The following is a 21,305-nucleotide window of genomic DNA, read 5'->3' on the forward strand; positions in this document are numbered from 1 at the left end:
AAATAATAATGTTGATAAAAGTAAAAATTTAGCGTGTTCAACCAGATAGTTAATAAAATACAAATAGGGTAGTTGCTAATAGTGTCGCTATGTTTAACAATAACTGCTGGCACAGCTTCGCTATTAATGCCATTCCTTCATTTAGTTTTATAGGTAAAGAGTTCTATGTGTGAGTTGCTTGGCATGTCTGCCAATGTACCAACGGATATTTGTTTTAGTTTTTCAGGCTTATTAGAACGTGGCGGTAACACCGGACCACATAAAGATGGCTGGGGCATTACTTTTTATGAAGGAAAAGGCTGCCGTACGTTTAAAGATCCTGAGCCAAGCTGCCAATCTGAGATTGCGAAGCTTGTTAAAGCGTATCCTATAAAGAGTATTTCGGTTATTAGTCATATTCGTCAGGGCAATCGTGGCCGCGTGTGTCTTGAAAATACACACCCATTCACGCGTGAATTATGGGGCCGCGAAATTACTTACGCACATAATGGTCAGTTGTCTAATTATCATGACTTAAAGCCTGATTACTATCGGCCAGTTGGCAACACCGACAGTGAACTGGCTTTTTGCTGGCTACTCGATAAAATTCGTGAAAAGTACCCTAAGCGCCCATCCAACATGGCGTCGGTTTTCCGTTATGCCGCAAAACTCGCCCATACTCTGCGAGAAAAGGGGGTGTTTAATATGCTATTAACGGATGGCGTGTATGTGTTGGCTTATTGTACTAATAATCTGCATTGGATCACCCGTCGTGCGCCGTTTGGCAAAGCCACATTAATTGATGCTGATATGGTGGTTGATTTTCAAAAAGAAACCACACCGAATGATGTGGTTACTGTCATTGCAACCCGACCACTTACCCACGATGAGCGCTGGCAAAAAATGGAACCAGGTGAGTTCGTGCTATTTAAAATGGGTGAGAAAATATAACGATAAAATCGAAGCGCTTTTACGGCGCTTCGTTACTCATTTCTAGCTTAGCCGCAGTCGGCGTACTCACAGGTGCTGTTACTGTGAATGAGTTAAGTTGTACTTCAAACTGTTCCACGCCTTTTTCGCCTTTCCACATACGCACTAACATGTAATCCATTTCGGGAGCAAACCAAGCAAGGGCTTGACGTTTATCGTTATCGTATAAGCGTTTTACTTTAATGGCTTCAATATTGCCGATTGGTAAAGAAATCATTTCGGTGCCAATGACTTCAAAGTCGTAGCTACGCAGATTTCCTTTTTTATCTACTAATGGGTATGAAAGCTGGGTTTTACCTTGCTTTAACTCTTCGCGCACTTGAACTTGGTACGACAGAGAGTCTTGAAAATCATCTGACCAATCAAATTTTAGCGGGTATTTACTTTGATTACTGTTCACTTGCTTTTGTGCAGCATCAAATTTTAATGTGTACTCTTTATCAGGTCCTGTACCAGAGCGCTCCATTGTGTAGCTTAAAGGCGATACTTTTTGATCTTGATAGGTAAATTTAGATGTTTCTTTTCGTGAGTCAGAAAATATCATCCATTCGATTTCGCTGTGATAAGTGATCACGTAGTTACCGTCGGCGGCTTTTTTAAGCTCGCGGATTGCTTTACCATGGGTTTCGCCTTTACGAAGTACATCGTATTTGGCTTCATATTGAGTGAGATCGCCAGCTAAAACACTGGTAGGAAGTAATAAAGTGCCCACACACGCGAGTAGGGCACTTAAATTTTTATTCTGGGTAGTGCGCGCCGTGTGCAGGAAGTTTCTTTTCGTCAAAAACTGCATAATCTGCTTCCATCTTGAGTCGTTGTTCACTGAACCACTTGACCACCAATGGATAGATTATATGTTCTTGCTGATGAACACGTTGTGCGAGTGTCTCTGCGGTATCGTTTTCGAGTACCGGCACTTTGGCTTGAAGAACAACGGGACCGCCGTCTAGCTCTTCTGTGACAAAGTGAACACTGACACCATGAACGTCATCTTTTGCATCTATCGCTCGTTGGTGGGTATTCAGCCCTTGGTACTTAGGCAACAAAGAAGGGTGAATGTTCAACATTTTTCCCTTAAATTTTTGCACTAAGCTAGGAGTAAGAATACGCATAAAACCAGCTAATACAACTAGATTTGGTTCAAAATTGTCAATAATGTCCATTAACTCAGCATCATAGGCCTCGCGCGAGTCAAAATCTTTATGGCTAAGTACACGAGTTTGTATACCTGCATTTTTTGCTCGTTCAAGGCCATAGGCGTCGGCTTTATTACTAATTACAGCGGCGATATTGGCGTTAATTTCACCACGTCCACAGGCATCAATGATGGCCTGAAGATTCGAACCACTACCAGAAATTAATACAACAAGACGACAAGGGGCCATTAATCACGGCCACCTAGAATTTCAACTTGCTCTTCGCCAGCTTTTGCATCTTGGATTTCACCGATATGCCATGCATTTTCGCCAAGATCTTTTAGAATCGCTAAGCTTTGCTCAAGTTTATCGGCTGGAACAACTAATACCATTCCAACACCACAGTTAAATGTACGGTACATTTCGTGAGTTGTGATGTTGCCATTTTCTTGTAACCAGTTGAAAATTACAGGCCATTCCCAGCTGTCACCTTTGATCACTGCTTTTGCAGATTCAGGTAAAACACGTGGGATATTTTCCCAGAAACCACCGCCTGTGATGTGCGATAACGCGTGAACGTCAACCTGCTTAAATAACTCAAGAAGTTGTTTAACGTAGATGCGAGTTGGCTCTAAAAGGTGATCGCCCAGTGTTTTGCCGTCTAGGTCAGCGCTTGTGTCAGCACCTGATACTTCAAGTACTTTACGAATTAATGAGAAGCCGTTTGAATGAGGACCACTTGATGCTAGAGCGATTAATTGGTCGCCAGCAGCCACTTTAGTGCCATCGATAATTTTTGACTTTTCTACAACACCGGTGCAGAAACCAGCCATATCGTAGTCTTCACCTTCATACATACCTGGCATTTCAGCAGTCTCACCACCGATTAACGCACAGCCAGAAAGCTCACAGCCTTTACCGATACCTGTTACAACATCAGCTGCAGTGTCGACGTCTAATTTACCCGTTGCATAGTAATCAAGGAAAAATAGTGGCTCAGCACCTTGTACAATAAGGTCGTTTACACACATAGCAACAAGGTCGATACCCACTGTATCGTGCTTTTTAAGATCGATTGCTAAACGTAGTTTTGTACCAACACCGTCTGTGCCAGCAACCAGGACAGGCTCTTTATAGCCAGTTGGTAGTTCGCAAAGTGCGCCAAAACCACCGATACCGCCCATTACTTCAGGACGTTTGGTTTTTTTAACGACGCCTTTAATACGCTCAACAAGTGCATTACCGGCATCGATATCTACGCCCGCGTCTTTATAGCTAAGAGACTGTTTTTGTTCGCTCACAGGTTTTCCTCAAAAAAGTTGCATGTGGGTTGCTTAGAAACGCGCGTATTTTACAACAATTGCACTGGCGCGGCTAGTTGAAAAATCACTTTAACCGACTTGACAAGGACAGTTGTCCGCAAAATGAGAATGAAGGTGTAAAGATAGAGGCGCCAGTGTGTTCTGGCGCCTAAATAAAGAGGGGTAAAATAGGTTAGGCTTTCGCCGTTAAAATAGCCCGCAGAGGAGCAGGGTAGCCCTCAATCGTTTTGCTGGTGTCGGTGGGGTCTAAAAAGTCAACCAGTGACTCGTTTTCCATCCACTGGGTTTTGCGTTGTTCTTCAAGTGTGGTGATTGCACAATCTTTAACTTGGACATCTTTAAAACCAACGCGCTCCATCCACAGCTTTAATGCTGCCGTACTTGGAATAAACCACACGTTGCGCATTTTTGCGTAACGATCGGTGGGCACAAGTACCGTGTGTTCGTCACCTTCGACAACCAGCGTTTCTAACACTAATTCACCCCCAGGACGAAGCTGTGCTTTTAATTGGGCTAAAAAGTCGATAGGCGAGCGACGATGATATAACACCCCCATCGAAAACACGGTATCAAACGCTTTAAGCTCTGGCAGTGCTTCAACACCGAGTGGTAATAAGTGAACATTGTCATCTTGGTGGTAATGTTTAATCGCTTGAAACTGGCATAAAAATAGATCAGAGGGGTCAATGCCCACCACAAAGTTGGCACCTTCACCACGCATACGCCATAAGTGGTAACCAGAACCACAGCCAATATCAAGTACTGTACGGCCTTTTAATGGCTCAATATGCGGCAACAAACGATCCCATTTCCAATCGCTGCGCCATTCAGTATCAATGTCGATACCGTGTAAGCTAAATGGGCCTTTACGCCAAGGCATCATGCGTTTTAATAAATGGGTGAGCTGCTTTTGTTGACCTTCTGATAACTCATCGCCTGTGCCTATCTGTACTTTATCTTGCAGGTTTACATGATCCGTACTGATTTCTGGTAAGTTTTTTAATACCTTTTGCCATTTGGGTAAATCACCATGACTTGCTTCTTGCTCCCAATGCTTAAGTTGAGCAGGCAAGGTTTCGAGCCAATGACTGAGCGGGCTTTGTGCTATTGCAGCGTAAAATTGGTTAAACCATTGAGACATGAAATACTCTTTATATCGTTGTGCTGTTACTTGATGGCAATCATCGAGCAGAAATTAAAACATTGGTACCATACTTGGGTTTGGCTAAAGCCAATCTCAGTGAGGCGTGCTAAATGAGTACTCAAATGATCAGGGCGCATAACATTTTCAATCGCTGTGCGTTTTTGGCTGATCTCAAGTTCTGAGTAACCGTTGTGACGTTTAAAATCATGGTGTAAATCAATCAGCAAATTATTGCATTGCTCATTTTCACCTTTAATTTTTTCGCTAAGCAGCAACACGCCACCGGGCTTTAAATTAGCATAGATTTTCTCAAGCACTGCGTGGCGCTTTTCAGGCGGAATAAACTGCAGGGTAAAGTTCATTGCTACAACAGAAGCATTTTCGATGGCTAAATCGTTAATATCACCAAGGGTAACTGTAACGGGAACTTCAGAACGAAAGCCTTGTAAATGCAGTTTACACCGCTCAACCATGGCTTGTGAGTTATCTACCGCAATGATATTACAGTTATCTGTACGAATATTACGGCGCATGCTTAATGTTACAGCACCTAACGAGCAGCCTAAATCATATAGGTTTGAGTTACTTTGTGCGTACTCACCAGCTAGTTTTCCCATGGTACTAACAATAGTGGCATAACCCGGCACCGAACGCTGGATCATATCTGGGAATACTTCAACTACATGTTGGTCAAAACTAAAGTCTTTAACCGCTTGCTCAGTGGCATAAATACTGTCTTTTTGCGTCACGTGAACAGTCTCTTTAAAAAATAATACCGCTATTTTAGCATTTTTAGCTGGATAGTCAGTGATAAATTCAGTAGCTTGGCTAGAATTATCAATAACAAGTACAAGAAAGAGAAGTTTAATGACTAAAAGCAAAGTGATCAGTACAGAAGATATCTTATCAACTCTGTGTCATTCAGTTACCGGCGTATTATCGTCAGCAAGTGGCAATAAAATTAGCTATTCGGCTATGGTACAAAAAATTACCCGTACCTGCATGCGCCCAGATATAGGTTGTTTTGTATTGTTCGATGGTGGTTTTACAGGCCTGGTGGTAACAAACTTCACGGCACAAGCGGCGATGGAAATTTACCATGATTATATGCGCAGTATGGGTATGCCAGAAGAAGAAATAGCCAATAGCCATTTATCAGACGACGTTGCCAACGTACTTGGTGAGCTGATGAACCAAATCGTGGGTGACTTTACTTCTAAAGTACGCGACCAATTGCATACGTCTATCACCCAAAACCAACCTAAAATGATGGCAATCAACAAGCAAGTACAGATTTCGGTTGATACCACTATGGATAGACCACAAGCACGCCGCGTGACATTCACTACATCGAAGCAAAATATCTTCTATCTTGAGCTTGCGATGGATAAAACTGAGTTTATCAAGCTTCATGACTTTGATATTTCAGAAGCGGTTGACCCTGATGACATCATTGAAAACGAAGCAAAACAAAAAGCTGAAAAGCAAAAAGCAGCATCACAAGCAGACGATGCCGATGATGATTTTATGGCTGAACTTGGTTTGTAACCGGATTCGTATATACTATCTCTCAGTATTAATTGGTAGCTAATCATTTAATACTGAGAAATATAAGATTGGATCATCACAAGTCCTCAACTATCGCTTTATGTACCTTTATTTCTAACTCCGAACTTTCTTATTGCCAACGTCAAGCTAAGCGGGAAATTATAGTTTGTCTAAATTATGCGAAGCACAAGCCAACTGCAATTTATCGTTTAAGTGCCTAGCTATATTTTTAATACTCTAGCCTTGAAAGTATTTCTAATAGTTCTAGCTCATCAAACTCACCAGTTATTTGGTAAATCACCTCACTCTCTACTTTATTAAGATATACCCTATCATAATCGACATTGCTTCCAGTAATAGTAAAGGCAAACAAATCACCTTTACGATAAACCTTCATCTTATTTGAGCTATCTATATCAAATGCTTTTTTTATGGCATCTAACTTGTTAGTTTTTAATGAATTTGTATATAACCTCAGGAAAAACTCATGCACAGTTAGATTAAATTTTTTGTGAAGGTTTGATATAGCAATATCTGGCGGGTTAAGTCCTATTGTTAATTCTTTATCATTATTCAGAATTGTCACTGTGTGGTTAGATAATCCAAGGAAGTTTATTCTCTTTAAATCATCTCTCGTAGGACAGAAAGATATATCTACAATATTTAACTGAAAGGTATCTGTTGAGCACTTTGATTTAGGGAATTGTATCACATTAGTTGCAAAGACATTACTAGATGTTATTAATAGCAAAAAAGGGATTACTCTTTTCATTTTATATTCCCAACGCAGATAGTTGTAATTTAGTTCTATAGTTACGTACAACTTCTTTAGCACAAGTTAATGATTGCTTTGATTCTATCTGTCTTAAAACACTTTGAGTAAAGTTTCTTACGATCCAAGATATGGTTGCCTTTCCTCCAATTGGCCGTGGAACCCAACTTAATGCAGTTGAGCATTTCTGAGTTGCAAAGATCATTTCACCAAAGGTTTCTGCTACGCGAGCATTAACATCCCCTTCGAAAGTAAGATTTAGACCTGCTGCCTTATAAAAAGCATTGATAGCATTTTTTACTGCTGTATGATCAGTCATATTAAATTCCATTTTAATTTTTATATAAAATATCCACTCTAACTCTAGAGGATACATTTATTTGAATTTATAGCAATGTTAATTCACCGATAACATTGGCCTGTGATTACCTAGAGTTCCCTTTAACAGTGAATGAGCTATTTTTAGGGTTGCCAGTATGTAAGTTTAAATGATTTCATTATTAATAGGTTTAACTTGGGTGTAGGGGGGAGGTTTGATGGCATTATAACTGGAGGTCTATTTAATCAAGAGTATAAAGTTGTATAATGAGTATTTTTATAATAAATAATTTAAAAGTTATGACTTGAATATGTTAGAAAGCTTTAACGAGAATGGGTTTTTATAAAAAATTATAAATTTCAGCAGTTATTTCATCCTTATAAATTTATAATTAACTTTTGATAGCATTAATAAGGGTTTTTCCCTTCACCTACCAGCACACTGAATATTCTTAAATCAAGCTCGAGTTGATGGTATTGCGGCTCCATGTGGCAACAGAGTTGATAAAACGCTTTGTTGTGGTCCTTTTCTTTAAAATGTGCAAGTTCGTGAACAACCAATGCTTTTAATAACGGCTCTGGTGCGCATAGTAAGTCGCTGTTAATGGCTAGGTCGTGCTTACGCGTTTTGCCTTGCATACGAAAAGTATGCGTACCTAACGCATTGGTGACCATATCGCCTTGTTTTTTAAACGCGGCACGACCAAAAGGCAGGGCGTTTTTAAGGTAACGTTTTTTAAGCTCGGTTGCATAATTGTATAAGGCTTTATCATTGGTGATGTTATGCGCGTCAGGGTATTTACCTTTTAAATACTGTGCGGCTTTGTCATTACTAAAAAGCTGTAATACTTGGTCAACGATATGGGGCGGGTAACCTTGAAAATAACGGCTGTAGTCTTTCATATGCACTCTGAAATTAAAATAAACTGCTTTGGCTGGCTTCTCGCTCACCTGTAAAAGGCGCGAGCACCGGGTGATTATAACCTAAATCTTGGCAAAATTGCCTCGCCAATAGTGGCGATTCGCGGTTATCGGCGGTATGAAAAAACACATACGGTGATTTACCTTCTTCAAGCCATTGTTTTATTTTTTTAAGCCAAGGTTGGTAATACGATTTGTATTCATGGTTAAGGCTTGCAATAACAAAGCGCAGCATCGGATTACTGCCCGTTGCTATAGCATGGACAGGTAAATAAGGCTTTTTCTTTTGCGCATCAATCAATGCATCTGTTTCTGCGGGCACTGCAAATAAAGCCCGTGTATCCATACTTATGCGATTAATGTTGTTTTCAATTAGTAGCTGATTAAGGCGAATTTCAGCATCACCTTTTTGAAAAAACGCGGGATGGCGTACTTCAACACCATAATTGAGGTGTTTGGGTAACTGGGCAATAAAATTAGTCAGCAGGGGCAGAGCATTAGGGCCAAAGGCACTTGGTAACTGCAACATAATTTGCCCAGTTTTGGCAAAAATAGGTTCAAACAGGGTCAGCCATGCATTTAGCTCATTGTTTATATTGGTGAGTTGTAATTCATGGCTAAAGCGTCTGTGAAATTTAAAGGTGAATTTAAAGTCGTTGGGTACAGCATCGCACCAGCGTAATAATGATTCGTGACTTGGGTCAGCATAAAAGCTGGTATTGCCCTCAACCGAATTGAAGGTGTGCGCGTACTCGTTGAGCATGTCGGCACTTTTACAGTGACTAGAGAGTAAATTTCCTTTCCATGCGGTGCTAGACCACTGCGGACAACCTAAGTACAGCATTAAATCAACCAATAAATTTAAACTGCGCGTAGTGTAACAAAAGAAATGAATGCTCAGAAGTCAGTGCGTATATTTAGGCTTCTTGGCGCACTGCTGGCACTCGCATTTTGAGATGTTTTGGGTATAATGCTCAGCCTTAAATGATTACTTTGTATAGTGGCTTTTGCTCTCAAAATAGCGAACTCTTAAGAGCAGGCGGCTATAAGTCTTTAACTGACAGGAATACTATGCGCTCTATATATTGCGGACAGCTAAATAAATCTCACGTAGATCAAGAAGTTGAACTATGTGGTTGGATCAATAAACGCCGTGACCTTGGTGGACTTATTTTCGTCGATTTGCGTGACAGAGAAGGGCTCGTTCAAGTGGTTTTTGATCCTGAAGTAGAAGGATTAATGGACACTGCGAATAAACTACGCCAAGAGTTTTGTGTGCAGTTAAAAGGTGTTGTTCGCGCACGCCCTGAAAGCCAAGTAAATAAAGACATGGCAACAGGTGAAGTTGAAATTTTAGGCACAAGCTTAACTATCATCAACCGTTCAGAGCCATTACCTCTTGATTTTAATCAGCAAAACTCTGAAGAGCGCCGTTTAAAATACCGCTACTTAGATTTACGTCGTCTTGAAATGAGTGACCGTATTAAACTACGTGCAAAAGCGAGCAGCTTTGTGCGTCGTTTCTTAGATGACAATGGTTTCTTAGATATCGAAACACCCGTACTTACAAAAGCAACACCAGAAGGTGCGCGTGACTACTTAGTACCAAGCCGTGTGCACAAAGGCAGCTTTTATGCATTGCCTCAGTCGCCACAGTTATTTAAACAATTACTAATGATGTCGGGTTTTGACCGTTACTATCAAATTGTTAAATGTTTCCGTGACGAAGATTTACGTGCTGACCGTCAGCCAGAATTCACACAAATCGATTTAGAAACGTCATTCATGAGCTCTAATGAAGTTCGTGCGATGACAGAGAAAATGATCCGTGAAATGTGGCAATCACTGCTTAACGTTGATTTAGGTGACTTCCCTGTCATGCCTTACAGCGAAGCAATGCGTTTATACGGTTCAGATAAGCCAGATTTACGTAACCCAATGCAACTTGTTGATGTTGCTGACTTAGTCAAAGACGTTGAATTTAAAGTTTTCTCAGGCCCTGCAAACGACGAAAAAGGCCGTGTTGCCGTGTTAACTGTACCAGGCGGTGCAGAGCTTTCTCGCAAGCAGATTGACGACTACACGAAATTCATCGGTATTTATGGGGCGAAAGGCCTTGCATGGATGAAGGTTAACGACCGTGCTGCGGGTGTTGAAGGTGTACAATCACCAATCGCTAAATTCTTAAATGAAGACGTGATTAACCAATTACTTGAGCGTACTAATGCGCAATCGGGCGATATCATTCTATTTGGTGCAGACAAACGCAACGTGGTTAACGAAGCAATGGGTGCGCTTCGTCTTAAGATTGGTGTTGATTTAGGTATTACAAACCTTGATAGCTGGAAACCGCTATGGGTTGTTGACTTCCCAATGTTCGAAGAAGACGACGAAGGTACATTACATGCGGTTCACCACCCATTCACGGCTCCAAAAGAAATTTCGCCAGCAGAGCTAGAGGCAAACCCTGCCGCAGCAATCTCTGATGCATACGACATGGTATTGAATGGCTATGAAGTAGGTGGTGGCTCAGTACGTATTCACAACGCCGACATGCAAGAAACAGCGTTTAGAATTTTAGGTATTGATGCGCAAGAGCAACAAGACAAGTTCGGTTTCTTACTTGACGCCCTAAAATACGGTACACCACCGCATGCAGGTCTTGCGTTTGGTCTTGACCGCTTAGTTATGCTGTTATGCGGTACTGATAACATTCGTGACGTAATTGCATTCCCTAAAACAACGCAAGCATCATGTTTATTAACAGATGCACCAAGCAAAGCCAATGCGGATTCGTTAACAGAGCTTGCGATTAATGTGGTTGCAAAAGACGCTGAGTAATTCTTAATAAACTGAATTATAAGCTTTAATGAAAGCCCTAAGGTGTACCCCTTAGGGCTTTTTTGTGTTTAAATTAATTTTTATATGGTGTATTTCAAGGAGTGGGTATGAATATAAACGCCAGCTTTATTAATTACTTAATGCTTATTTTAGTTCCGTTTTTTGCTGTAATGAGTTATTACCTCGGTAAACGTAAAACGACAACCCCTATCATTGTCGCTATTATCGGTGGTTTGTTAGGTTTAATGCCTTTATTTGGTCTGGTATTTATTGCTGTACTGGCGCTTAAAAAAGATATTGAGACGAGCGCGTGATCACAAGCCATTCGCTTTATTTTGAACACACCTTTGAAGTAAACCTAGCAGGGCAAACATTTTCGCATTGCGAATTTGAGCAATGCGAATTTATCGACTGTGACTTTAGCCACAGCCAGTTTGAAAACTGTCGGTTTATAGAATGCGAGTTTAAAAACTGTAATTTAGCGGCGCTTGGGCTCAAGTATACCTCACTTGAAGAGGTGAGCTTTAAAGCGTGTAAATTAAACAGTGTACGCTTTACAGATGTTGATTGGCCGCTGCTTGCCACCCGTGCCCCTGTGAGTTTTATTGGCTGTGAACTTAGCCATAGCAGCTTTTTTGAACTCAGTTTAAAGGCCTTAAAAATGCGCAGCTGTTTTGCTAAAGATGTTGATTTTAGGCATGCGGATTTATCATCTGCTGATTTTACTGATACTGATTTTCGTGACAGCGTGTTTCAACAAACCAACCTCAGTAAAGCTAATTTTATTGGTGCCAGCCATTTTGCTATTGATATAACCGCTAATAATATAAGTAAAGCTAAATTCGAGCGTTATGCAGCTTTGGACTTACTCGCCGGGCTCGATATAGAGCTGGTGGATTAAGTACCATTACTAATAGGATTAAGGAAAGTCATGAATTTAAGTCCCACCTCCTTGGAAGGAAAATTTATTAAATTAGTGCCATTAACACCAGCGCATCGTGATGCACTTGTAAATGCAGCCGCAGATGGCGAGTTGTGGAAATTATGGTTTACCTCTGTGCCCAATGAAGAGCGTGTTGATGATTATTTAACCATGGCATTTGAGCAACAAGCTCAGGGCCGAGCATTACCATTTGCAGTTATAGACCAGCAAAGTGGCGAGGTTATCGGCTCAAGCCGTTTTTGTAATATTGATACTAAAAACCGCCGTTTAGAAATTGGTTATACTTGGTATGCCAAGCGCTTTCAGCGCACAGCCGTCAATACCGAATGCAAAAAGTTACTGCTTAGTTATGCTTTTGAAACCCTGCATGTGATTGCTGTAGAGTTTCGTACTCATTGGCACAATTTGGCATCACGCAATGCTATTGCACGCTTAGGGGCTAAACAAGACGGTGTACTTCGAAACCACCAAGTAATGGCCGATGGGCATGTGCGTGACACGGTGGTGTTTTCAATTATTGATGGCGAGTGGCCGATGGTTAAACGCAGTTTAGAATATAAATTAGAGCAGTAGAAAGTGTTGACTCTAAGAAAAATAACTTTGTTATTAGCGTTTACGCTTTTTGGACAGCGAGCCATTGCTACTGAAACTGAGGTTTTGTTTGATACCCAACGATCGCGCCATATTTCAGTGACGATAACGCCTACCGATAGTAAATGCACCGCGCAGAAAAAGTGCCCCGTTGTTTTTATTGGCGCAGGTTACGGTATGGCGCATACAGATTATCAATTTGCGCAGCAGGTTTTTCATCAGCATGGCTATTTAACGGTTGAAGTTGCGCATGAATTAAACGGTGACCCAAGTTTAAATCCTGAGCCGCCTTACATGACGACGCGGATGGAAAATTGGCATCGCGGTGTAGAAACGCTGGTGTTTTTAGTGAATGAACTTAAAGGGCGTTATCCTGCGTATGATTTTAACCAGTTAACCTTGTTTGGGCATTCAAATGGCGGCGATATTGCAGCCTTGTATGCCGCTATTTACCCAGCGAAAGTGAGTAAAGTGATCACCCTTGATCATCGTCGTATGCTGATACCACGTAATAAAAACATTGCTGTGCTTACGCTACGCGGCAGTGACTACCCTGCAGATGACAACGTATTGCTCACACAGCAAGAGTTGGCTTTATACCCTGTTACACAAGTAACAATGGCAGGTTCTCGCCATAATGATATGTATGATGGTGGTCCAAAAGTACTGGTCGAGCGTATGCGCAAAGAGCTCGATGCGTTTTTATCACGCTATTAATTTTTTTTGATATTCAGTTAAAACTGGGCATCAATATCGCTGCGGAAATTAAAATAGCCCATCTCAACGAGGTTGTTATACACACCTTCTATATTTAGTGGCAGCCATTGTTGATACATTTTTAAATGGCTGTATTTCTCTAAAGTAATTTCTTTTTGTAAGGTTGTGAGTTTTTTGCCCGCTAACATGCCATCGCGAACGGCTGCATGTAAGTCTTCAATATAGTGTAAGTAAGACACCACATCATCGCGGTTGCCAGTATCAGCGTGCCCACCTATAAACACAGCAAAAGGTGGCTCATTAAGAATGGCCTTTGTGGAAGAGAGCATTCCGTTAATATCGTACCCTATGAGGTTTTTATAAGGCATGCGGCCAAGTACAATCCAATCAACAACGTAAAGTACATTAGCTGGCATAAAACGCATACTGACATTACCTCGGCCATTATTTGGCCCGTAGTAATTAAGAAGCACGTAACTATCACCTAATTCGATTTTGAGTGTATCGGTAAATGTAAGATCAGGTAGGGCTGTAGGCACTTTATTTAATTTAAGGTCATCAGCTGCAAACTGGTGAGCAACGACCGTGGTGTTTTTATCAATGAGTTCATTACCGCCCATGGCATGGTCAACATGGCTATGGCTGTACACCATGTATTTAATGTCGGCGTTAAACGTTTTCCTTATATAACTTTTTAAATATTGTGCGGCATCACTATTGAGTGGGTCAGTCACTAATGCAACCTTATCAACGATCATAAAGGCGCTGTGGTAATGGCCGGCACTAAAGCGGTATATATTGTCTTTAATATTTTCAACCTTATAGCTTGTCTGTTCTACTGCAAAGGTATATTGACCGAGTAGCATTAGTAAGCTGAAAAGTACAAGGTGAAGCCTGGCGAACATAAACAATCCTTTTACGTTGAAACGTATCTAAATAAGCACATTAAAGTGCGTTCTAGCGTGTGTATTATAGTCGATAAAGTTTAGTTGATCTGTGTCAAATTTCAGGAACTCAGCCTGTAGGGGAGGACATAAGTCCTTATATTTTTAACTGCGTTTCTCTATCCTCGCGAAGCGCTATAATGAAGAAATGCTATGCTTAGCACAGACTTCTAGAACCTTATTCACTGGAAAAGACAATGCAACATTTACCTACCGTTGATTATAAAGCGAGCGATGCGGCCGCTCAATTTGTTGAGTCACTAAGAAACACAGGTTTCGGTGTATTAAAAAATCACCCAATTCCTCAGTCATTAGTTGAATCAATCTATAAAAATTGGCAAGAATTCTTTAATTCTGAGCAAAAGCATGCGTTTTTATTCTCAAAAGAAACACAAGATGGTTATTTCCCGCCGTCTGTGTCTGAAGTTGCAAAAGGCTTTACCGTAAAAGATATTAAAGAGTACTACCACGTTTATCCTAAAGGCCGAGTGCCCGCACAATTAGAAGAAGAAATTCGTGAGTACTATCGCTTAGCCAATGAGTTTGCAGCCACACTTTTAAGCTGGGTTCAAGCTGAAGCACCAGAAGACGTGCGTGCTAAGTTTTCTATCGATCTTAAAGATATGATTGCAGACTCTGAGCAAACACTTCTACGTATTTTACATTACCCCCCCATGACGGGTGATGAAGAGCCGGGTGCGATTCGCGCCGCAGCACATGGCGATATTAACTTATTAACGGTTTTACCAGCAGCGAACGAACCAGGTTTGCAAGTACAAACAACAGATGGCGGTTGGTTAGATGTTCCGTGTGATTTTGGTAACCTGATCATCAATATTGGTGACATGTTACAAGAAGCGTCAGGTGGTTACTTCCCATCGACTATTCACCGTGTGATCAACCCAACGGGTAAAGCGTCAACGAAATCACGCATTTCGTTACCGTTATTCCTTCACCCGCGTCCAGATGTTGTATTGTCTGAGCGCTATACTGCCGATAGTTATTTACAAGAACGTTTACGTGAGCTAGGCGTTAAGTAAAAGCAAACGACTAGAAAGAAGCGGCTCAGGCCGCTTTTTTCGTCTTTAATACACATACCAATAAATCGCCGTTATAAAATAATTCCATGCATTATTGGCTATCATAGGTATAATGCGCGCACTTCGGCAATTCAGCTGACTTTTTGAATTTGAGAGACACTATGAGTTTTGATGGCTTAGGATTATCACAGTCTTTAGTTAATGCAGTTTTAGAAAAAGGCTATGAAACACCTACGCCTATTCAAACACAAGCGATCCCTGCGATTATAGCGGGTAGAGACGTGATGGCCGCGGCGCAAACCGGTACAGGCAAAACAGCAGGTTTTACTTTACCGTTAATCGAGCGTTTAGCCAAAGGCAAAAAGGCAAGTGGAAATCGCGTGCGCGCGCTTGTGCTTGCACCTACACGTGAGCTTGCATTACAAGTGAGCGAAAACGTAGAAGAATATGCTAAGCATTCTAATATTAGTTCGTTTGTGGTGTATGGTGGCGTTAAAATTAACCCGCAAATGATGCGCCTTCGTAAAGGTGTTGATATTTTAGTTGCAACACCGGGACGCTTACTGGATTTACATAATCAGAATGCGCTCCAGTTTGATACCTTAGAAGTGTTAGTGCTTGATGAAGCCGACCGTATGCTTGATATGGGCTTTATTCACGATATTAAACGTATCATTGCGAAGTTACCTACGCAGCGTCAAAATTTGATGTTTTCAGCGACGTTCTCTGATGAAATACGTGCCTTAGCAAAGGGACTTATTAACGACCCAGTCGAGATTTCTGTAGCAGCTAAAAACACCACCGCAAAATCTGTGTCACAATCGGTTTACGCGGTTGATAAGTCAAGAAAAACAGCCCTATTGAGCCATTTGATTCGTACCAACAATTGGCAACAGGTATTAGTTTTTAGCCGTACCAAACACGGTGCTAACCGTTTGGTTAAACAGTTAGAGCGTGATGACATTGTGGGCGCGGCTATTCATGGTAATAAATCGCAAGGTGCGCGTGTTAAAGCGCTTGAAGGTTTTAAAAATGGCGAAGTACGCGTATTAGTTGCCACAGATATCGTAGCCCGAGGGCTTGATATTGTTGAGCTGCCGCACGTTATCAATTACGACTTGCCGAATGTGTACGAAGATTATGTACACCGAATTGGTCGAACTGGTCGTGCAGGTGCTTCTGGGCATGCTATTTCGTTTGTGACAGCCGAGGATGCCATTGATCTATACGGTATTGAACGTTTTATTGGTGAATTGATCCCGCGCGCGACTGAAGCAGGGTTTGAACCAAGCAATCCCGTGCCTGAAAGAGAGCTTGATGCACGCCCAATTAAACCTAAAAAGCCGAAAAAAGCCAAACAGCCGTTTTCTAAGCCGAAGTCGGATAGTAAAAAACCAAATAGCAATGGCAGTGGCATAGGTCCACGCCGTGGTGGTTCGGGAAAAAAATCTAATGCCACTAAAGGAAGTGACGAGCAAACACAAAGCCCATGGGCTAAGCGTCAGTCTGTAGGGGGGAATGCTCAACGCAAACGTCGCCCTAAAAACGGTGGCTCAAATAACAGCTAATTTATCGGTTGATTAATAAAAAGCGCGCCTATTTTGGCGCGTTTTTTTATGGGTCTGCAAAGTCACACTGCTTTGAGGTAATTAACCGCTAAGCCAATGAATAAAGTCATGCTGACACTGAGTAAGGTACCGAGCATAACGTATTCAGTCAGTTTTTTATCTTTACTGGCACTTAAATCACCAAAGCGGAATACGGATTTTGCTGCAAGTAAAAAGCCAACGCCTGCAAATTGGTCCAGTAAGATAAATGTTAGCATTAATACGCGCTCAAGCATGCCAATACTTTGTCCTGCGGCTGGTAAACTGCCAGTGGCGCTAAAGCCAGATGTGATGCGCTCTAACATCATGCGAATAAACACCGCTGTTGGATTTAAAACCAATAAATAGCCACACAGCACCCATAATGTTGCCGGTTGCATCAACCATTCCCAGCTATGTGTAAAAAACTCATCGTTGTCGCTTAACCATATAGCCAGTAATAACAAGATAACTAAATGTGCAAGTTGGTCGACAATAAAAGGAACCACGCCTTTACTTGAGTAAGATTTAGCAAGGTCGATTACATAGTGTGTAACCATAATTACTGCCGTGGCGATAACGACGCTTGAAAGTGCTTGCCAACCATAATTAAACTCCCAAAGTAATAGCACCAAAAATGAGCTAACACCGTGGGTGAGCACGTGTAAGTAAAGTTTGCTGGCACGAAAGTGGCGTGTATTTCTGTCATGCACCCAGCTCATGGGTTGCCAGTAAAAGTCGGCAATTAAATGCGCTAAAACTAAGCTTACGATAAGTAATGAAAAACTCATGTTGTCATTCCTTTGAGTGTGGTTTGGCTGTACTGCATAAAACGTTCAATTAATTGGTAGTGAGCTAAATTTAAAAGTTTTGTGACATTGGCTCGGCTTGTTGCGAGTTCTTTAGCAAGTTCGGCATGATTGTTGTGTTCTGCTGTTAAATAATAAAACAACGCATTTGCTTGTTTTTGACTCATTTTTTCAAGTAATACTTCAATTAGTTCAATATTGAGTAAAAAACCCTCGTCAAGGGGCTGATTGTCGATTTGTAAAGTGAGTCGTTGATGGCCCATATTATCTAACCCCCGCCCAGATAGAGTATAGGCACTGCCTGTGGCTGTTTTTATATCAGCCCGTGGATTATCAACCTTTCCAATGGCCAGGCTTTGTCTGAGCTCATAATTAGCGGCTTTCATTTGCAAATATAAAAGTATCGCCGCACAAAATACTGTATCAGGCGTCGCTAGATGCAGTTGCATAGCATCGCCGCGGTAAATGGTATAGTCAGCGTCGAACCGATTAGCAATAAAGCGTAGACTCTGATCAAGCTGATACAGCATCGCGTCGTATTCTTGCTGGGGGATTTTTTGTGATTTAATTAAATCACCACTGATCACCGCTATCATTATGGATTTCCTTTTTAAAGTAACTTAATTCGGTTACATCGCGATAAGTAACCAAATTCGGTTACTTTGTTTTATGTAACCAATTTAGGTTACTCTTTCGTAAATTTCAACCAAGATATGCTACAGTGTGATCAAACCACTAAGAATAGAATCAGTATGCAAGCAGTTGATAAGCCAAAAGTCGGCATTTTTGTTGATGTGCAGAATATTTATTATACCTGCAGAGAGAGCTATAAAAAGAATTTTGATTACAATGCCTTCTGGGCGAAAATGAGCGAACGGTATCAGATTGATTGCGCGATTGCGTATGCAATTTATCGCGGTGATGAGAAACAGTCTCAGTTTCAAAATATTCTCCGTGCGATTGGCTTTGAGGTAAAACTTAAACCTTTTATTCAACGCCGCGATGGGAGCGCAAAAGGGGATTGGGATGTTGGTATCACCATTGATATGCTTGAGCATGCAAAACAACTCGATAAAATGATTTTGCTCTCCGGCGATGGTGACTTTGCCTTATTACTTGGCCACCTAGCACACAACTATCACATTCCTTGCGATGTGTATGGCGCTGAATACCTTACTGCCGATGTGCTTAAACACGCTGCTGCTGAGTTTCATTGTATTGATGATTCTTTGTTGCTCGGTAAGTGAAGAAAAATTATTCCATAATAAATAAAATATTTAAATAAAGTATTATTTCAGCTAAGCTAACATGAGTTACACTGATTACAAATAAAGGAAACGTGGTTTGTCAAAACCAGATTTATGCCAAAAAAGGTGTGAATGAAAGCGTTATCAGCCATCCTTGGTGGAGAATTAAAATTTCTTACCTTTAAATAAAGCTATTTAATTCAGTGGATTATGAATAAATATGAAACTAATGCTAATTTTTATAAAAAATATAATGACAACGCTGTCATTTGTTGTGTAACATTAAATCAACATGGGTCGAGATGATTTCGCATTCAGATAAGAAAAAAAGTGCGATTGAGACAAAAACTAAACGAAGGTTAGGGGTCGTTAAATGATGGCGAAGAGTGTGAGTGAGGACCAGTTGTTTATTGGTATTGATGGTGGCGGAACGAAATGTCGAGCAACTATCTACTCTGTTAAACAGGGTGTATTAGGAACCGGCCTGGGTGGTCCAGCGAATCCATTACATGGTTTGGAACGCACACTTGAATCAATCATGGTTTCCACACAGCTTGCGCTTCGAGACGCGGGATTACCCCTTGAAACGGTTCATCAACTTTATGCTGGCTTAGGATTAGCGGGTGTAAATCTTCCGAGCCTTTACGATAAAATTATGGAATGGGATCATCCATTCAAACAAATGTTCTTAACGACCGACTTACACACCGCGTGTATAGGGGCACATGAGGGCAGTGATGGCGCTGTTATTATCACAGGCACTGGCTCATGTGGTTTTTCATGCGTAAATGGTCGCACGACTAACTTTGGTGGCCACGGTTTTGCGTTAGGTGACAAAGGAAGTGGCGCATGGATGGGCTTAGAAGCAATTAAAGCCGCATTACTTAATTTAGATGGCTTAGGGCCTTCAACGAGCTTAACAAGAGTGATTACTGAACATTTTTCTGCTGAAAATGCGATGGGTATTGTTGAGCAAATGTCGGGACAGCCTTCAAGTAGTTATGCAAAACTAGCGCGCTATGTGTTTGACGCTGCTAATAATGGCGATGCGGTTGCCACTGCTATCGTTCAAGATGGTGCTGATTATGTGAGTAAATTAGCGCACCGTTTACTTGAAAATAAGCCTCCTCGGTTATCGATGATTGGTGGCCTAGCAGAGCCCCTTAATAAATGGCTTGATACTGAGATAGCAAAACGCGTAGAAGCGCCTATTCAGCCACCAGAAATGGGCGCTGTGTATTTCGCACAACAATCAGTGCTCGAACAAAATCAAGAGGTTGCTCTGTAATGGCTACTTATCATGCTACGTCATTGTTTACCGGTGACGAGTTTTTAGAAAATGTTTTTTTTAGTGTTGCAAATGGGGTGATGACATTTGTTGATGCTGTTGATAATGCGATTGAATTAGATGGCTTAGTCGCTCCGGGTTTCATTGATGTACAAGTGAATGGAGGAGGCGGTGCCTTCTTTAATGCTGAGCAAACAACAGAATGCTTAGACCGAATAGCGAAAGCACATGGTCAATTTGGCACTACGGCACTGATGCCCACCTTGATCACCGATAAAGTCGAAGTAATGGCGATGGCGGCTGATGCAACAGCCAAAGCACTTGCTGAGGGGGTACCTGGGGTACTAGGAATACACTTTGAAGGCCCACATTTATCATTCCCTAAAAAAGGCACGCACAGTGAGCAATTCATTCGACCAATAACAGAACAAGAATTTGCGATTTATGCACGTCAAGACTTGGGTATAAAAATGGTGACCTTGGCACCTGAAAGTGTCAGTACCGACGACATTGCTCGTTTAATCGAGTGTGGTGTAAAAGTATCTATTGGTCACACGAATGCTGATTTTGCGACAACGAATGCAGCACTTGCAGCGGGAGCCGATGGGTTTACACACTTATTTAATGCTATGTCAGCGTTTACTTCTCGAGAGCCTGGTGTTGTTGGTGCCGCGCTTTGGGATGATAACAGCTGGTGCGGATTGATTGTTGATGGTCACCATGTACACCCATCATCAGCCAAGTTGGCAATTCGTACCAAGCAACGTGGGAAAATCATGTTAGTCACAGACGCGATGCCACCTGTGGGTACAAATGATATGGAATTTGATTTTTTTGATGGTCGAAAAGTAATTCGAACAGGTGATCGTTTAAATTCAACGACGGGCGAGTTGGCGGGCAGTGTATTAGACATGGCAAGCGCGGTGCGAAACACCGTGAATACCTTAGATGTTAGTTTAGCGGAAACATTACGCATGGCGTCACTGTATCCTGCACAGTACCTCGGTTTAAAGAAAAAAGGCCGCTTACTAGAAGGCTATGATGCCGATTTTGTCGTACTTGATGAGCATCAATGTGTGACAGCTACTTTTATTGCTGGTAAAGCGCTGTAATTAACTTCCCTGGTAAAAACCCCCGCCGTTGTATCGCGGGGCTTTTTGTATTCGAGG

The 21,305-nt window shown here is 41.5% G+C and carries 24 protein-coding genes; 12 read left to right on the plus strand and 12 right to left on the minus strand.

What is annotated here, in order from left to right; genetic code table 11:
* Positions 1 to 165 precede the first annotated feature (165 nt).
* A complete protein-coding gene (locus GZH31_RS06375; RefSeq protein WP_036969389.1) occupies positions 166 to 930 on the plus strand; it encodes a class II glutamine amidotransferase in 765 nt (254 codons plus the stop codon).
* Positions 931 to 949: 19 nt separating this feature from the next.
* On the opposite strand, the gene GZH31_RS06380 is transcribed toward GZH31_RS06375, so the two are convergent.
* The 5 genes from GZH31_RS06380 to cmoA form a co-directional block, all read right to left on the minus strand.
* Positions 950 to 1,762: a DUF3108 domain-containing protein gene (locus GZH31_RS06380; protein ID WP_180311490.1), complete on the minus strand. Its 813-nt coding sequence runs from the start codon at positions 1,760 to 1,762 to the stop codon at positions 950 to 952.
* The gene (purN, locus tag GZH31_RS06385) at positions 1,707 to 2,354 is read right to left on the minus strand and encodes a phosphoribosylglycinamide formyltransferase (protein ID WP_180311491.1); all 648 of its coding nucleotides are present in this window, start codon (positions 2,352 to 2,354) and stop codon (positions 1,707 to 1,709) included. Before purN ends, GZH31_RS06380 begins: the two co-directional genes overlap by 56 nt.
* Positions 2,354 to 3,406, minus strand: a complete 1,053-nt coding sequence (gene purM, locus GZH31_RS06390) for a phosphoribosylformylglycinamidine cyclo-ligase (protein WP_036969381.1) — start codon at positions 3,404 to 3,406, stop codon at positions 2,354 to 2,356. The genes purN and purM overlap by 1 nt, the downstream gene beginning before the upstream one ends.
* 193 nt (positions 3,407 to 3,599) lie before the next feature.
* A complete protein-coding gene (gene cmoB / locus GZH31_RS06395) occupies positions 3,600 to 4,568 on the minus strand; it encodes a tRNA 5-methoxyuridine(34)/uridine 5-oxyacetic acid(34) synthase CmoB (protein ID WP_036969378.1) in 969 nt (322 codons plus the stop codon).
* 26 nt (positions 4,569 to 4,594) lie between these two features.
* Positions 4,595 to 5,320 carry a carboxy-S-adenosyl-L-methionine synthase CmoA gene (gene cmoA, locus GZH31_RS06400; protein WP_036971611.1) on the minus strand — a complete coding sequence of 242 codons (726 nt, stop codon included), beginning with the start codon at positions 5,318 to 5,320 and terminating at the stop codon, positions 4,595 to 4,597.
* Between the two features lie 118 nt (positions 5,321 to 5,438).
* On the opposite strand from cmoA, the gene GZH31_RS06405 reads away from it, so the two are divergent.
* On the plus strand, positions 5,439 to 6,119 hold the full coding sequence (locus GZH31_RS06405) for a DUF3334 family protein (protein WP_036969376.1): 681 nt from the start codon (positions 5,439 to 5,441) through the stop codon (positions 6,117 to 6,119).
* Between the two features lie 229 nt (positions 6,120 to 6,348).
* On the opposite strand, the gene GZH31_RS06410 is transcribed toward GZH31_RS06405, so the two are convergent.
* The 4 genes from GZH31_RS06410 to GZH31_RS06425 form a co-directional block, all read right to left on the minus strand.
* Positions 6,349 to 6,891, minus strand: a complete 543-nt coding sequence (locus GZH31_RS06410; protein WP_180311492.1) for a hypothetical protein — start codon at positions 6,889 to 6,891, stop codon at positions 6,349 to 6,351.
* A gap of 1 nt (position 6,892) precedes the next feature.
* Complete coding sequence (locus tag GZH31_RS06415) at positions 6,893 to 7,210, minus strand: hypothetical protein (protein WP_180311493.1); 318 nt, start codon at positions 7,208 to 7,210, stop codon at positions 6,893 to 6,895.
* Positions 7,211 to 7,617: 407 nt separating this feature from the next.
* Entirely contained in the window at positions 7,618 to 8,112 is a 495-nt protein-coding gene (locus GZH31_RS06420; protein ID WP_074989719.1) for a M48 family metallopeptidase, read from the minus strand.
* Positions 8,113 to 8,125: 13 nt separating this feature from the next.
* Positions 8,126 to 8,974 carry a DUF72 domain-containing protein gene (locus GZH31_RS06425; RefSeq protein ID WP_118844191.1) on the minus strand — a complete coding sequence of 283 codons (849 nt, stop codon included), beginning with the start codon at positions 8,972 to 8,974 and terminating at the stop codon, positions 8,126 to 8,128.
* A gap of 227 nt (positions 8,975 to 9,201) precedes the next feature.
* Between GZH31_RS06425 and aspS the strand changes: the two genes are divergently transcribed.
* The 5 genes from aspS to GZH31_RS06450 all read left to right on the plus strand — a co-directional run bounded on the left by aspS (position 9,202) and on the right by GZH31_RS06450 (position 13,222).
* The gene (gene aspS, locus GZH31_RS06430; RefSeq protein ID WP_180311494.1) at positions 9,202 to 10,971 is read left to right on the plus strand and encodes an aspartate--tRNA ligase; all 1,770 of its coding nucleotides are present in this window, start codon (positions 9,202 to 9,204) and stop codon (positions 10,969 to 10,971) included.
* 107 nt (positions 10,972 to 11,078) lie between these two features.
* Complete coding sequence (locus tag GZH31_RS06435; protein WP_036969362.1) at positions 11,079 to 11,285, plus strand: hypothetical protein; 207 nt, start codon at positions 11,079 to 11,081, stop codon at positions 11,283 to 11,285.
* Positions 11,282 to 11,872: a pentapeptide repeat-containing protein gene (locus GZH31_RS06440; RefSeq protein ID WP_231387321.1), complete on the plus strand. Its 591-nt coding sequence runs from the start codon at positions 11,282 to 11,284 to the stop codon at positions 11,870 to 11,872. Before GZH31_RS06435 ends, GZH31_RS06440 begins: the two co-directional genes overlap by 4 nt.
* A 30-nt stretch (positions 11,873 to 11,902) precedes the next feature.
* A complete protein-coding gene (locus GZH31_RS06445) occupies positions 11,903 to 12,487 on the plus strand; it encodes a GNAT family N-acetyltransferase (RefSeq protein WP_036969359.1) in 585 nt (194 codons plus the stop codon).
* A gap of 3 nt (positions 12,488 to 12,490) precedes the next feature.
* A complete protein-coding gene (locus GZH31_RS06450; protein ID WP_036969357.1) occupies positions 12,491 to 13,222 on the plus strand; it encodes an alpha/beta hydrolase in 732 nt (243 codons plus the stop codon).
* A gap of 17 nt (positions 13,223 to 13,239) precedes the next feature.
* Here the strand turns inward: GZH31_RS06450 and GZH31_RS06455 are convergent, their stop codons facing one another.
* Positions 13,240 to 14,127: an MBL fold metallo-hydrolase gene (locus tag GZH31_RS06455; RefSeq protein ID WP_196857692.1), complete on the minus strand. Its 888-nt coding sequence runs from the start codon at positions 14,125 to 14,127 to the stop codon at positions 13,240 to 13,242.
* Positions 14,128 to 14,363: 236 nt separating this feature from the next.
* On the opposite strand from GZH31_RS06455, the gene GZH31_RS06460 reads away from it, so the two are divergent.
* The gene (locus GZH31_RS06460; protein WP_036969353.1) at positions 14,364 to 15,206 is read left to right on the plus strand and encodes an isopenicillin N synthase family oxygenase; all 843 of its coding nucleotides are present in this window, start codon (positions 14,364 to 14,366) and stop codon (positions 15,204 to 15,206) included.
* 161 nt (positions 15,207 to 15,367) lie between these two features.
* Entirely contained in the window at positions 15,368 to 16,774 is a 1,407-nt protein-coding gene (locus GZH31_RS06465; RefSeq protein ID WP_036969351.1) for a DEAD/DEAH box helicase, read from the plus strand.
* Positions 16,775 to 16,836: 62 nt separating this feature from the next.
* Here GZH31_RS06465 and GZH31_RS06470 read toward each other — a convergent pair whose 3' ends face one another.
* Positions 16,837 to 17,583, minus strand: a complete 747-nt coding sequence (locus GZH31_RS06470) for a DUF3307 domain-containing protein (RefSeq protein WP_180311495.1) — start codon at positions 17,581 to 17,583, stop codon at positions 16,837 to 16,839.
* Positions 17,580 to 18,197 carry a hypothetical protein gene (locus tag GZH31_RS06475; RefSeq protein WP_180311496.1) on the minus strand — a complete coding sequence of 206 codons (618 nt, stop codon included), beginning with the start codon at positions 18,195 to 18,197 and terminating at the stop codon, positions 17,580 to 17,582. The genes GZH31_RS06470 and GZH31_RS06475 overlap by 4 nt, the downstream gene beginning before the upstream one ends.
* A 156-nt stretch (positions 18,198 to 18,353) precedes the next feature.
* Between GZH31_RS06475 and GZH31_RS06480 the strand changes: the two genes are divergently transcribed.
* From GZH31_RS06480 to nagA, 3 genes are all read left to right on the plus strand, one after another.
* On the plus strand, positions 18,354 to 18,848 hold the full coding sequence (locus GZH31_RS06480; RefSeq protein WP_081759726.1) for an NYN domain-containing protein: 495 nt from the start codon (positions 18,354 to 18,356) through the stop codon (positions 18,846 to 18,848).
* Positions 18,849 to 19,221: 373 nt separating this feature from the next.
* Positions 19,222 to 20,136, plus strand: a complete 915-nt coding sequence (nagK, locus tag GZH31_RS06485) for an N-acetylglucosamine kinase (RefSeq protein ID WP_036969344.1) — start codon at positions 19,222 to 19,224, stop codon at positions 20,134 to 20,136.
* Positions 20,136 to 21,248: an N-acetylglucosamine-6-phosphate deacetylase gene (gene nagA, locus GZH31_RS06490; RefSeq protein WP_036969341.1), complete on the plus strand. Its 1,113-nt coding sequence runs from the start codon at positions 20,136 to 20,138 to the stop codon at positions 21,246 to 21,248. Before nagK ends, nagA begins: the two co-directional genes overlap by 1 nt.
* Positions 21,249 to 21,305 lie beyond the last annotated feature (57 nt).

The sequence above is a fragment of the Pseudoalteromonas sp. JSTW genome (assembly GCF_013423925.1).
Taxonomy (GTDB): domain Bacteria; phylum Pseudomonadota; class Gammaproteobacteria; order Enterobacterales; family Alteromonadaceae; genus Pseudoalteromonas; species Pseudoalteromonas lipolytica.

What these genes read in the sequence shown, in the direction of transcription:
- GZH31_RS06375 (WP_036969389.1), top strand. Translation starts at nt 166, where the DNA reads ATGTGTGAGTTGCTTGGCATGTCTGCCAATGTACCAACGGATATTTGT.
- GZH31_RS06380 (WP_180311490.1), bottom strand. Translation starts at nt 1,762, where the DNA reads ATGCAGTTTTTGACGAAAAGAAACTTCCTGCACACGGCGCGCACTACC.
- purN (WP_180311491.1), bottom strand. Translation starts at nt 2,354, where the DNA reads ATGGCCCCTTGTCGTCTTGTTGTATTAATTTCTGGTAGTGGTTCGAAT.
- cmoB (WP_036969378.1), bottom strand. Translation starts at nt 4,568, where the DNA reads ATGTCTCAATGGTTTAACCAATTTTACGCTGCAATAGCACAAAGCCCG.
- GZH31_RS06405 (WP_036969376.1), top strand. Translation starts at nt 5,439, where the DNA reads ATGACTAAAAGCAAAGTGATCAGTACAGAAGATATCTTATCAACTCTG.
- GZH31_RS06410 (WP_180311492.1), bottom strand. Translation starts at nt 6,891, where the DNA reads ATGAAAAGAGTAATCCCTTTTTTGCTATTAATAACATCTAGTAATGTC.
- GZH31_RS06415 (WP_180311493.1), bottom strand. Translation starts at nt 7,210, where the DNA reads ATGACTGATCATACAGCAGTAAAAAATGCTATCAATGCTTTTTATAAG.
- GZH31_RS06420 (WP_074989719.1), bottom strand. Translation starts at nt 8,112, where the DNA reads ATGAAAGACTACAGCCGTTATTTTCAAGGTTACCCGCCCCATATCGTT.
- GZH31_RS06425 (WP_118844191.1), bottom strand. Translation starts at nt 8,974, where the DNA reads ATGCTGTACTTAGGTTGTCCGCAGTGGTCTAGCACCGCATGGAAAGGA.
- aspS (WP_180311494.1), top strand. Translation starts at nt 9,202, where the DNA reads ATGCGCTCTATATATTGCGGACAGCTAAATAAATCTCACGTAGATCAA.
- GZH31_RS06435 (WP_036969362.1), top strand. Translation starts at nt 11,079, where the DNA reads ATGAATATAAACGCCAGCTTTATTAATTACTTAATGCTTATTTTAGTT.
- GZH31_RS06445 (WP_036969359.1), top strand. Translation starts at nt 11,903, where the DNA reads ATGAATTTAAGTCCCACCTCCTTGGAAGGAAAATTTATTAAATTAGTG.
- GZH31_RS06455 (WP_196857692.1), bottom strand. Translation starts at nt 14,127, where the DNA reads ATGTTCGCCAGGCTTCACCTTGTACTTTTCAGCTTACTAATGCTACTC.
- GZH31_RS06460 (WP_036969353.1), top strand. Translation starts at nt 14,364, where the DNA reads ATGCAACATTTACCTACCGTTGATTATAAAGCGAGCGATGCGGCCGCT.
- GZH31_RS06465 (WP_036969351.1), top strand. Translation starts at nt 15,368, where the DNA reads ATGAGTTTTGATGGCTTAGGATTATCACAGTCTTTAGTTAATGCAGTT.
- GZH31_RS06470 (WP_180311495.1), bottom strand. Translation starts at nt 17,583, where the DNA reads ATGAGTTTTTCATTACTTATCGTAAGCTTAGTTTTAGCGCATTTAATT.
- GZH31_RS06475 (WP_180311496.1), bottom strand. Translation starts at nt 18,197, where the DNA reads ATGATAGCGGTGATCAGTGGTGATTTAATTAAATCACAAAAAATCCCC.
- GZH31_RS06480 (WP_081759726.1), top strand. Translation starts at nt 18,354, where the DNA reads ATGCAAGCAGTTGATAAGCCAAAAGTCGGCATTTTTGTTGATGTGCAG.
- nagK (WP_036969344.1), top strand. Translation starts at nt 19,222, where the DNA reads ATGATGGCGAAGAGTGTGAGTGAGGACCAGTTGTTTATTGGTATTGAT.
- nagA (WP_036969341.1), top strand. Translation starts at nt 20,136, where the DNA reads ATGGCTACTTATCATGCTACGTCATTGTTTACCGGTGACGAGTTTTTA.